Annotated in this window: 10 protein-coding genes; 4 read left to right on the plus strand and 6 right to left on the minus strand. The window is 49.8% G+C overall.

Annotation, left to right across the window (positions count from 1 at the left end):
• Positions 1-3,206, minus strand: a 3,206-nt coding sequence (locus tag HOK28_15915; protein ID MBT6434586.1) for an amidohydrolase family protein, incomplete at its 3' end; no start/stop codon positions are given.
• A gap of 195 nt (positions 3,207-3,401) precedes the next feature.
• On the opposite strand from HOK28_15915, the gene HOK28_15920 reads away from it, so the two are divergent.
• From HOK28_15920 to HOK28_15930, 3 genes are read left to right on the plus strand one after another with little or no spacing between them, the layout of a single operon-like run.
• Positions 3,402-4,142 carry a HEAT repeat domain-containing protein gene (locus HOK28_15920; protein MBT6434587.1) on the plus strand — a complete coding sequence of 247 codons (741 nt, stop codon included), beginning with the start codon at positions 3,402-3,404 and terminating at the stop codon, positions 4,140-4,142.
• Entirely contained in the window at positions 4,139-4,714 is a 576-nt protein-coding gene (locus HOK28_15925; protein MBT6434588.1) for a methyltransferase, read from the plus strand. The genes HOK28_15920 and HOK28_15925 overlap by 4 nt, the downstream gene beginning before the upstream one ends.
• A gap of 36 nt (positions 4,715-4,750) precedes the next feature.
• Positions 4,751-6,676 carry an ABC-F family ATP-binding cassette domain-containing protein gene (locus HOK28_15930; protein ID MBT6434589.1) on the plus strand — a complete coding sequence of 642 codons (1,926 nt, stop codon included), beginning with the start codon at positions 4,751-4,753 and terminating at the stop codon, positions 6,674-6,676.
• A gap of 7 nt (positions 6,677-6,683) precedes the next feature.
• Here HOK28_15930 and HOK28_15935 read toward each other — a convergent pair whose 3' ends face one another.
• Positions 6,684-7,832 (minus strand): SpoIIE family protein phosphatase, encoded by a 1,149-nt coding sequence (locus tag HOK28_15935; GenBank protein ID MBT6434590.1) that lies wholly within the window; start codon positions 7,830-7,832, stop codon positions 6,684-6,686.
• 150 nt (positions 7,833-7,982) lie between these two features.
• Between HOK28_15935 and HOK28_15940 the strand changes: the two genes are divergently transcribed.
• A complete protein-coding gene (locus tag HOK28_15940) occupies positions 7,983-8,726 on the plus strand; it encodes a 4'-phosphopantetheinyl transferase superfamily protein (GenBank protein ID MBT6434591.1) in 744 nt (247 codons plus the stop codon).
• Here HOK28_15940 and HOK28_15945 read toward each other — a convergent pair.
• The 4 genes from HOK28_15945 to HOK28_15960 form a co-directional block, all read right to left on the minus strand.
• Positions 8,723-9,055, minus strand: a complete 333-nt coding sequence (locus HOK28_15945; protein ID MBT6434592.1) for an STAS domain-containing protein — start codon at positions 9,053-9,055, stop codon at positions 8,723-8,725. The two genes, HOK28_15940 and HOK28_15945, sit on opposite strands and share 4 nt — an antisense overlap.
• Before the next feature lie 32 nt (positions 9,056-9,087).
• Entirely contained in the window at positions 9,088-9,810 is a 723-nt protein-coding gene (locus HOK28_15950; GenBank protein ID MBT6434593.1) for an ATP-binding protein, read from the minus strand.
• Positions 9,800-11,692: a hypothetical protein gene (locus HOK28_15955; protein ID MBT6434594.1), complete on the minus strand. Its 1,893-nt coding sequence runs from the start codon at positions 11,690-11,692 to the stop codon at positions 9,800-9,802. Before HOK28_15955 ends, HOK28_15950 begins: the two co-directional genes overlap by 11 nt.
• An 8-nt stretch (positions 11,693-11,700) precedes the next feature.
• Positions 11,701-11,912: thioesterase (locus HOK28_15960; protein MBT6434595.1), on the minus strand; the 212-nt coding region annotated here is incomplete at its 5' end.

Genomic DNA, 11,912 nt, shown 5'->3' on the forward strand with positions numbered 1-11,912 from the left:
ACTTCAACATCAACAGTAACAAGGTTTCCCTTAGTCGTGCCAAGATACACTTCGGTGTTTCCGGCTACCTCGCCTGCCTCAATCGTTACGACTGTTTCGGTTCCAAACGCCTCTATAACCGCCTCCTCAGCAACGCTCACCAAAGAGTTCTCACTCCACATATAGACCGTAGAACCTGTAGACTGCGCCGGAGTATCCAGCGTCACAGTAATTTCAGCCGAACCATTCGGTGCAATCAAAATAGATGCTGGTTCTGCTGATTCAACAAATGCATACCGATCAGCGCTCAAGACATTCGCCGTAGCGGTCAAAGAAACTTCACCCAAAGTAGCCGTTAATGTTACCGGCTCATCCGAAGCAACAACGCCCGTCACCGGTACCACAACACTGCTCTGGCCCTCTGCAATCACCACTGTTGCCGGGACGGTCGCCAATGCCGAGTTCGACGAACTTAGGTTAACCGTCACGCCGTCCATGTCGGCTTCACGATTTAGCTCAAGCGTTAGCTCAGGATACGTGGCGTCGCCATCTCCTGGTTCTAGAAAAATAATAGCGGGCCCAAAGTCTGTTAGGTAGGCTGCCGATAAACCGTTAAAGCTCACATCATCCTCAGCCCGAGGCTCAAGCTTGTAATCACCATTGGCATAGCGAAGAAGGCCAACCAGAGTGAGTGAATCCCCAACCTCAACACCTTCAATGGCATAGAAGAGGTCGTTGACGCGCAATCCATCGAGTAAAAACTCACCGTTGGGATCTTGGTCGCCAGGGCCCGCAGGAGCCGTGGTTGCGGTAACAGCACCGGTTACTGAAATAAGTACGGCCTCGTGAGCCGCTGCATCTGCTGCGCCAGTCATCACATCGGCAGGCTCGACAACTACAGGTTCAGGAATCGCCTGACCTTGTGCAAGAACATCAATTCCCGACACTCCGCTTAACTGGATCTGGCCATAATAACTCGAGACCGTGGCATCGATGCGAATCGAATCACCCACGACAACTGCAGCGGTGTTATCAACTTGCGAAGCAGACATGTAAACATAGATACCGCTGTTTAGGACACCTTGTTCCGCGTCCCAATCGGCCTCAGCAACTTGTAGAAAGAATCGGCTTTCAATTGTTGCAGTAACCACGCCCGTAACAGAGACCTGGCTGCCTTCTGCAACCTCACCAGTTTTAACTTCATAAATCGATGCAGGACATCCTGCGCCCGCTGGGTTAGCAGCTTCTGGACAAGGGTCACAAACATCTCCGATGTCATCACCATCTGCATCTGCTTGGTCGGCATTACTCATAGACGGACAGTTATCTACAAGATTTGCCACACCATCGTTATCGCGGTCGTTGGGGTCCGGTGTGGAGCAATCTTCGGTGTCTGCATCCATCGGACAGGGGTCACAGACATCTCCAAGACCATCCATATCAAAATCGGCCTGTGTGCCGTCATCCAGTGGACGAATAGGGTTAAAAATAGAGGGACAATTGTCCGCATCTCCTTCTAAGCCATCCCCGTCAGGATCTGCTGCAGTCACCACACCGGTGTATTCACCGACACGAGCAGGTACACAGCTGGGTTCATCGGCCGGAGCATCACAATGGAAAAGTGGATAAGACTCGCTGTTGACTCCAGCTAAGGAAGTATAAGTCTTACCGGTATCTTGGTTTAAGCAAACACTTCGTGGATTACCACAAACGTCGCCGGGAATGGTTTCACAGGTGTTGTTACCTTGAAGTGAAGCGACCGCTTCCATCACCGGTGTATCGCCGTAGAGCAATTCGCCGCCGCGCATAACCAAGTGTACATCTGCAGCTCTCGCCTTTACAACAGCCTCAAATGGGTCTTCAATATCGCGGCCATCGTAAATTGAGATATCCGCTTTAAGGCCAGCTCGTAGAGCTCCAAGCACATCGTCAATGGCCATCGCTCCAGCAGAACCACCTGTCGCCATGTCCCAAAGAGCACGGTAACTAAAGTAACCACCAAATTGGTTTTGGTTCAGGTACGAGGCGCACTCTAATTCTCGAAGCATGTTCATGGAACCCGTAAGCATCCAGTCGGTACCCATACCCATACGTACGCCTTGCTGAGCAAGCATCGTAACAGGAGCGGTATTACCATAAAGCGAAATGTTAGAACGGGGTGACCAAATAACGCTGGTGCCATTCGATGCAAGCTCACTGCCATCCATGGCTAAGAGAGCAATACTATGAATAAAGGCGCCATTGGCCTCGGTCACATCCACGCCACCTCGAGCAGTTGAACTGATGCATAGAAATTCGTTGCGTGCTTCCGCATCGATACCTTCACTTACGTGCGGTGACCAACTGTCTTCCGACAATACGTTTTCACCAGGCAAATTGGGATAAGCACAGTTGTCGGAAATAAGACCTCCAGACGAGTCGCCCAGAGGAAAAGTGGACGAATCAACATCGTTTTGTCCGATGGCACCCATGTCAGCAACTAAATCGAGGTTACGTAGTAATCCTGTTGCACTGCCTGAACCGGCCAATGAAGTGGTACCCGACATCAGCTGACGAAGCTCGCCCCAAATCTTTTGGTCGCCGCCTGCACTGTTGCCGGCTGAGATTTTAGTATGACCACGTAAGCCCTTACGCCAGTCATGGCGGTGCTCATAGCGCTCGTCGCCCCAGCTTGCTGGATACTTCTGAATCCAACCGATGTGATCATGGGCATTGATAAGCCCCGGTGAAATCACGCTGGACGGGCAAACGATTTCGGTGACGACACCTTCAGATGCAGCGTCGCAATCGCAGCCAACGCAGGTAATATCTCCTGAACCATTGATCACGACGGTACCGCCCTCATAAACAGCATCGGCGCCTAAAACCCGTCCACGCAAATGGGTGTGCACGCTGTTGCCAGCTCCAGCATTGGTCGAGAGGTCAACCACTTCGCAGCCCTGAATTTCAGGAAGCGCTTGGGCACATTCAATAACTTCGTAATCATCTGTTGATGAGCCCGATGGGTCTGCTGGGTCACTTGCATCGGAGGCCTCACTTGCGTCCGCTACGTCCGAAGCATCACTGGCGTCGGCCGCGTCACTCGCATCTGACGCATCACTGTTGTCTGACGCTTCTGAGGCATCAGAGTCATTACCATCATCATCACCACTGCAAGCCACACCCGTCAAAGCAAATGCACAGACGTAAATGAGTATTAGAATTCTTGACCCAACCAACGACTTCATCGTCCAACTCCCAAATGACCTTGCATCGCGCCAGGTCTGATTCAATTCTTAAAAATGCCGCAGTGCGTCTAGCTTGGTGGCCCAATCACAAAAGCAGCAACGGGCTATCCTATACCGATAAACAAAATTAAAAAACTACTAGAAGCTAATTTGCCAGCAATTGACATCAGAGTTGCGAGTTTGCACATTCCTCCCATGAAATTGTTATGGCTTCTCACGCTCACCTTTGGTGTTCCAAACTCGCTGGCAAATGACCCCGTTCAAGTCTTAAATCAGCTCTCTCATGCATCACCCGCGATTCGCGCACAGGCTGCTCAGAGCTACGGTAAAGGCTGTCGTGACCGAAAACTGCGTCGCCCGTTTAGACGAGAACGCAGTGCTCCGGCTGCTTTTAAAAAAGCGAGTATGGACTCAGATGCAAAAGTTCGAAAAGCATCCGTCGAGATGGCTATCTGCTTCGGGCCTGAAAAATCTGCCCACGATCTTCAGACACTGATCCATGATGGCGATCCGCAGGTCTCTCTTGCCGCGATGACTCAATTGGCACATTTCGAACACTCTTCCGGTGTTGGCCCCTTGGTCAAATGGCTGAGCGCTCAACGCGAAAAATGCCTGGGCACCGAAGAGAAGCTACGCGAAAGATGTGTATTCAGCGCGTATGCCATTGGCCAAGCCGCACAACACGGTCCTGCAGATAGCCTCTACAAACGACAAGCCGTCGAGGCCCTCATCCCACTGCTGGAATCCGCTCACCCAAAAACTCGGGAGGTCAGCGCGGTCGCTTTATCTTTTACTGGGGACTCCCGTGAGGTCCCAGTTCTCTCCAAGCTCTTGGTCGCCGAGGAGCGAGGTCGATTTGACCCAGCCAACCCAGACGAAGTACTCGAGCATTTTAAGGCCCTTATCGCCAAACTGAAAATGGTATCGTCAAAGTGACTCTTCTATCGTTATGGGAAATCGGTGTGCTCGCGATGGTTCTGGGTGTAGCCGTCTCTATTATTCGCCATACCTTGGTTTATGGTATTTCACCGATGCCCAGCTCTCACGCCGTTCGCCGCGAACTCATCAAGCATCTCCCACCACTTGAGTCTGGCGAAATCTTCGAGCTTGGCTCTGGGTTTGGCACTCTGGCCATTCCCTTGGCCAAGCATTACCCGCATCTACAGGTGACGGGCTTTGAAATATCACCTATTCCTTGGTCCATTGCCGTTATCCGAACGCGTCTACTTGGTATCAAGAACCTACGCTTTGAGCGCTCCGACTTCTTGAAAGCTGACCTGAGCCCGGCGAAATTATTCGTAAGCTACCTCTACCCTGGGGGGATGACTAAAATAGCTGAGTGTTTACAGTCTCTTGGGCCAGGTCAACGATACCTCTTAAGCCACACATTTGCGCTTCCAGGCCACGAACCTATGGCCAATAGCCGTGCCAGCGACCTCTACAAGTCACCTATTTACCTTTATCAACTTCCTGCACCAACCACGTGCACACCCTCTGGTGAAGCTTAAATCTTTGTGCGATAAGCCGAGCGCCGGAAATACGTTATGATCAGTGTAAGCCAACTCACCAAAACCTACGGGGAACACATTCTCTTTGAGAATGTTACCATCACGTTCTCTCCAGGGCGCTGCTACGGCATCGTGGGAGCCAATGGCTCAGGGAAATCTACATTTTTAAAGATTCTCACTGCGGAAGAAGACTACTCAACCGGCGAACGCATCGTCGCCAATACCTGCCGCCTTGGTTTTTTAAGGCAAGACCGGTTTCGGTCACTCGAACAAAGTATTCTCGATGTTGCTATGATGGGCGATGAGGTTGTTTACCAAGCACTTCATCAGCGCGACGCCCTCCTTGCAGAATCCGAAAAAAACGACACCTTCGACAGCGATGCCTATTCCAAAGTTGAAGATATCATTCTCCAGCACGACGGTTACACCCTTGAGTCGAGAGCTGGTGAGATTTTAGAAGGTCTTGGAATTCCATCATCTAAGCATCACCAACCCATGTCTACGCTCTCTGGCGGTTTTCAGCTGCGTGTTCTCATGGCTCAGTCATTGGCCGCTAGACCTGATGCCCTCCTGCTGGATGAGCCGACCAACCACCTCGACATTGTTTCGATTCGTTGGCTAGAGGGGTTCATCAAAGACTTTCGCGGTACAGTCGTCGTCGTCAGCCACGACCAGTTTTTTCTCGATAGCGTCTGCACCCATATTCTTGATGTCGATTACGATACGATTATCGAATACCCCGGCAACTACACCGCCTTTACCAATCAAAAAGTGGAAGAGCGAACACGGCGCGAAAAACAAATCTCAAAACAAGAAAAACAGATAGCTCACCAACAAGCCTTTGTTGACAGGTTCAAGGCCAAAGCGACCAAGGCCCGGCAAGCTCAAAGTAAAAAGAAACAGCTTGATAAAATTGTGGTCGAAAAACTTCCGACCTCATCACGGCGTCATCCCCGCTTAAACTTCCAACAGACTCGTGCAAGCGGCCGAGATGTTCTAAAAATTGAGGAACTCGACAAAGCTTATGGAGACCATGTTGTTCTTAAGAATGTCGATATCAGCTTAAGGCGTGGTGACCGGCTCGCGATCATTGGCCCCAACGGAATTGGCAAATCTACACTTCTCAAAATTCTCGCAAGTAAACTCGAGCCAGACAGCGGTGAGTTTACCTGGGGCCACGAAGTCAACCTAGGCTACTTCCCACAAGATCACCGCGACCTACTCACATCGCCCAAGGACAGTGTTCTCCAATATGTATGGGAAGCACGCCCAGGCGACACCACCAGTGAAGTTCGAGGGATTCTTGGCCGTGCTCTCTTCTCTGGCGATGATGTCGATAAAAAAATTCGCCAACTCTCCGGCGGTGAGGCTGCGCGTCTTATTTTTGCTCGGCTCATGGCCGACCGCCCCAACGTCATGCTCCTCGACGAGCCGACCAACCACCTCGACTTAGAATCTATCGACAATTTATGTGACGCGGTGCTGGGCTATGAGGGTACCACCCTCTTTGTCTCTCACGACCGGCACGTTGTATCTAAGCTTGCCACACGTATTCTCGAGCTTAAAGAAGATGGTATCCATGTCTACAATGGAACTTACGAAGAATACCTCGGTCACTTAGGCGAGGACCATCTGAATACAGATGTCGCTATTTCTCAAAATAAGAAACCAGTCAAAGAGAAATCACCCCTACCCACGCGTGATAAGGCTATTAAAAAAGAAAAGAAGCCTGGCAGACAAAAGCTTACCCGGGAGCTTGAAAAGACGACGTTGCGCATTGAAATCATTGAGCATGAGCTTGAAGAGATCCATGCCACCTGGGCACAATCCGACTTCTACATGAGTCACAGTGATAAAGAGATCAAAGAACTCGAGCAACACGCCGAAACGCTACAAAAAGAACTGGCTGAGCGAATGGCGCAATGGGAACAACTCGAAGAAGATCTTGAAGGTGCGGTTTAATAAACCTTTATGACTTCGACCTAGAGACGCGCAAGAGAGATACATCATCTTGAAAGGTCTCGCCTTTTTTCCACTCCCGAACAATTGAAACCGCATTATCGAGTGAAGTCGGCCCACCAAACTCTTCAGACGAGAGCTGCTCTAAAAATCGTTCAACCCCATAGAGTTCTTCAGATTCAATGTGCTGCGCTTCTGTTACGCCGTCGGTGTAGATATGCAGGTCTTCTCCCGGTGCAATCGGGATCTCGTATGTATCATATTGTGCCTCAATAAATCCCACGGGAACATTGGCCTGGAATGACACTTCCTCTGCTCCGGTTTGCCGTCGAACAATTGGAAACGGGTGGCCGGCCTGACAAAATCGGAAAACATGGTCTTCGTGATCAAGCACCCCGTAGAGCAAGGTAAAATATAACTCAGTTTTCGTAAGCAAGTCTTTGAAATGCAGACTTAGGCGATTCAGGACTGCGGAAGGATCTGCGAGATTACTGAGGGAGCTGATCTGATTACCAACCGTCACTGAGAGCAAAGAGGACGGAACACCATGGCCTGACACGTCGATAATATAACAAGCGGTATAACGGTCATCGATCCTCGAGATACTAACCATATCACCGCCGAGGTACTCGCAAGGCTCGTAAAAGAAAGAGAAGTCGTAGTCGGATGTGTTCGGTAGATCACGTGGTAGCAAGCTTTGCTGAACCGTCGACGCCGCTCGTAAATCACGGTTTATTTTATCGTTGGCTTCAGTCACAAGCGTGATCTGCTCGTTGAGCTTATTTTCCAGACTTAAAATACGCAGCCCGACGTTAAGCCGCTCGCGCAGCTCCAAAGCATTAAATGGTTTGGTTAAATAATCATCAGCGCCTGACTCAAGACCGGCAACGACCTCTTCTTTGAGGTCTTTTCCGGTGAGTAAAACCATATAAACATAGTACTCTGAATCGAGTTCACGGAACCGGCGACAGAGTTCGTCGCCGTCGATGCCCGGCATTTCCCAGTCTAGAATAACCAGCTGCGGACAATTCTTCCCGGACAAAACCTCCCAAGCTTCGTGGCCATCAGCGGTTTGAACGACATCGTAACCCCATCGCTTGAGATACGTTGCAAGAATTTTACGCGACGTTACGTCGTCTTCCGCGATTAATATTCGCATAGGTTTTATCGCTCGTTCAAAAGTTATGACACATCTACAGTGTGCCTCGGCTTCGGCCTATTTGAAAGTAAACCACCGATTTCTCAAAGGATTTCTTAAATTAAGCACCAACAACTGGCTCGTTCTGCATCCTCCTGATACCCCTACACTATGGAATCAGCGACGGAAAGTAGCCTCGACGCGCAAACTGTCCACCTTTGGTGGGCCACCGATCGCGGGCTTGATTCAAACACCCTCAAGCAAGCGTATTTCCATCAGCTTACCACACAAGAGAAAGAGCGTTACCAACGCTTTATGTTTCAGAAGGATTCCGACCTCTACCTTCTAACTCGAGCACTGTGTCGCAAAGTCCTATCCAAGTATGTGGCAACGCCCCCATCAAGCTGGCTTTTTGAAACCAATTCCTACGGCAAACCCTCGGTGAGTTACCCTGAAGCCGGCCAATACCTCGAGTTTAACCTCACCAATACCCCAGGCTTGGTGGCCTGCATGGTCAGTGACCGCTACCACGTTGGAGTCGATGCTGAAGCATTTGAACGTCAAAGCACTACCCTTGATATTGCGAAACGTTTTTTTTCAAAACGTGAGTTCGCCGAGCTGCAGACCCATGGCCCCGACGCACTCACCAAGAGATTCTTTCATTACTGGACCCTTAAAGAGGCTTACATCAAAGTTCGGGGTATGGGGATGTCGATTCCACTTGCTGATTTTTCGATGGTCGAAAATGACGAGATGGGTATCGAGGTTGTTCATCATACCGAGGGTGAGCACACTCAGTATCATTGGCATTTTGAGCAATGTCAGCTTGAAGAGAAGTATCTACTGGGAATGAGTGTGAGACTTCCAGAAGTGATGAAGCCCCAAATTATAATCCGGGAAATGCCACTTATTTAGAAGCTCGCGACCGCTTCGTCCTGTGATTCACAAACCGTAAAAACGGTCATCAGCCCTGTGGTTTCGAGAATATCATAGACTTGATCTCCAAGTTCACACAGAACCAACTTACCACCTTGTCCTGCACAATCTTTATAGAGCGACATGATCTCTCGGATGCCGATACTGCTCAATAAGCCAATCTCACTTAAATTCAGAACAACATTTGAGAACCCTGCTTCGAGTACTCCTTGTTGCTCTTTTCGAAATTTCGGAGCGGAATGGTTGGTAAGATCACCAACAGGCTTAAGAACACTCACGCCCTCTAAATCTTCTCTTACAATATCCATCGTTATCTCCTTAGCGTACAGCGCGTCTTAAACTATTTTTTAAAAGCTTTATAGCCCACAAGCTTTCGACCACCATCTCTATATTCCAGCCGATCAAGAGTGTTCTTCATAATCAAAATACCTCGACCAGATTCCGAAAGTAAATTTTCAGGAGCCATTGGGTCCGGTACATCATTCACGTCAAAACCTAAACCCTGGTGTGAAATCTCTATATGAAAACCATCTAAGCCTACCCGATAAATGGCATGAATCTTTTGACTCTCATCGCCACCGTAACCGTGCTCCCACGCATTGGTCAGAGCTTCCAAAGCCACTACACGTAATTTTTTTTGCTCGCGTTCGCTGTTGTGACCAGCTTTTTCTAAAACTACGGCCAAAATATCAGCCGCCTGGTCGATACTGAAATCGGGAGCACAAAATGAAAAATCAATATACCAACTTATCCCGTCGTGAAGCTGCAGTGCTTCCTCGTTCAGTTCGCGAGCGCCACTTGCTCCCAAAATAGTACGGCCGCCTGCTTTAATTCGAGATTCTATCCACGAAAGAGATGGATGTTCATGAATCCACACCCACTCAGCCGTTGGGCGAGACAAATCAGACTCACCTACTCCAAAACGCAATGCATCGGGGTTCGATCCCGGCTCGGAAACTGAATCAGATAAAATACAAAGGTCAAGCGACAGAAGCTGCTTCGTCAAACTCGAGTCCCGGGCGCCATCTACCACCGCTACCAATATATTTGGATTAGTGCTCACCCATCACCTTCAGTATTTGCCTTAGACCATTCTCCACCAAAGCACAGAACTTCTGCAAGTGCTCATGAGTTTTAGTCTCGGACCAAACATCGATTCTGCAATATCCTCGTCGAATAACGTAAGAAACAGTCAAAACGCCATTCCTGCCTGCTGTTGTAGGTATTACAAAATCCACAGCTCGGTGGTCGGGGTTGCCTGAGGTCACACACTGAGGCTCTAAAAGCAACTGCACCACTGGGTTAGCTGACAAGCCGCCTCGAAACGCATCCCGTGCCTCGACTCGGTCGATCAAATCACCGTCCGATGCGAAACAGCTTAACGCTTTAAACATCCCTGTGAGATCCCAGCCAGACTGTAAGCGTATTAAGCGGCCTTCCACAGACTCAACAGCTCCCAGGAAATCGTCGCGCGTCGGCTCACCCTTTAAACAGCTATCGACAAATTGTCCAACAGCCGACGTTAAGACCGGCATCAAAGAATAGCGCCCCCCTTCGACATGACGAGTCTGTGCCATCCTCGCCAACCCCATAGGCTGATGTTCAAAAACAGCATTAAATGCCATTTGAAAAACAATATGCAGTACGGCATCGGGGTTAATATCTTCTTGTTCAAAGAAATCTCGTCCCATACTCCGGGTTTTGAGAGTGCTATGTTTCCAACGCGAGCGCCGCTCTGAATGCTCCGAAGATGCTTCAGCCGTAAGGTTCCATAAAGACCGCTCACTAAGCCCCCACTCCAGAGGCTCGCGATGGTCAAATTCTTCTTCATCCGCAAAGACCAGCGCTCTTGTCTCCTCCGTATGATCCCGTTCGTATATCTCCCAGAGTCGATCCGCATATTGAGACGCGACATGCATATCAACGGCCGACTCATCAAAGGTGAGCGCCGCGCTTGCTGAGCCTGTAACAATCAGCTGCATGCTTTTATCGTACCAGCGGTTCTCAACTTCCATGTCTCGAAAATGGCGCCAAACCACATCTCGGTTATCATTTTGAAAGTCGAGGTCCAAGCAAACGACAAATAGGGCGCTATCAAGCTGCTCTAAGGACTCTCTTGACTGGGGATGTTCACTTAACTCTTCACGAAGATAATGCCACTTATCTCTTTCCATCGTGGTCAACGCGCCCACCGGGCATTGCCTTCCGTCAGACCCTAAGTCACGCATGTCTAATTCGAGGTGCCGCAATTCGGTAAAGATTTTTGATACCGTCATCGCCTCACCATCACAGACAACCGTGAGCGGAAAGAAAAGCCCGTCCCATGCGATAACAATGTGTGAACTATACGGGCGGCGCTCCAGCACATCACAAACGCTCGATGCAGGAATGCGATTGGTGGAGTAAATATCATGCAGGCAGGCTGCCTCTAGACCGTCCCCACCAAGTCCCCTTAGATGCTTTCCTGTCGCTATTTCTCTCCACAACATCACCGCACTGTGAATAAGCTTTGCTGCTCTCATCAAAGGCTGAGGGTTGATTGTTTCGTCCCGTAAAGCCACCGTGAAGCTGCTGCTGTAAACCAGTGACCCACGATTCGCCAGTTGCCCAAAGGTGAGCCCCTCACTCATAAGGTTTAGGCTTTTATAGGGATACCGGATGAGAAGCGGGCTCGGGCCGCGGTCTTCAGGAAAGGTGAGTCGATCGACCAGGTTTTCTTGAGGTGAGCAATGCATCTCCAAAACCGGGCTCGTTGCCTCCGGGTCATCCGTATGTGCATCCAACCTTTTGAACCATTGCTGAAAAGTTCCTCGTAGGGAGATTTCCGCTCTCACTCGCTCCCACCAACGCGCCCGTGGATAGCCCATTTCTCGAAGTAGCTCACCGAACTCTTCGAAACTTAGGTAATCAACTTTACGACCTGTGGGAAACTGACTGGAGCTCATTGAAGTGGTTACGCCGATAAATTAGCCAGAGTCGTGCTGAGCCAAGGTAAGAGTTCGTCCTCCGCATGGTGGACGTAGAAATGGTCTCCCTTGAAGAGACGAACGGAGAAACCCGACCGGGTGTATTGTCCCCAAGCTTCTAAGTCTTCGAGTTTAATTGGGAGATCTTCTTTGCCACCAACGATGCGAAGAGGAACAGCAAGGGTTTGCCCTGGCTCAT

It is taken from the genome of Deltaproteobacteria bacterium (assembly GCA_018668695.1).
Classification (GTDB): domain Bacteria; phylum Myxococcota; class XYA12-FULL-58-9; order XYA12-FULL-58-9; family JABJBS01; genus JABJBS01.

Coding starts and splice junctions, on each gene's coding strand:
- HOK28_15920 (MBT6434587.1), top strand. CDS start 3,402: ATGAAATTGTTATGGCTTCTCACGCTCACCTTTGGTGTTCCAAACTCG.
- HOK28_15930 (MBT6434589.1), top strand. CDS start 4,751: ATGATCAGTGTAAGCCAACTCACCAAAACCTACGGGGAACACATTCTC.
- HOK28_15935 (MBT6434590.1), bottom strand. CDS start 7,832: ATGCGAATATTAATCGCGGAAGACGACGTAACGTCGCGTAAAATTCTT.
- HOK28_15940 (MBT6434591.1), top strand. CDS start 7,983: ATGGAATCAGCGACGGAAAGTAGCCTCGACGCGCAAACTGTCCACCTT.
- HOK28_15945 (MBT6434592.1), bottom strand. CDS start 9,055: ATGGATATTGTAAGAGAAGATTTAGAGGGCGTGAGTGTTCTTAAGCCT.
- HOK28_15955 (MBT6434594.1), bottom strand. CDS start 11,692: ATGAGCTCCAGTCAGTTTCCCACAGGTCGTAAAGTTGATTACCTAAGT.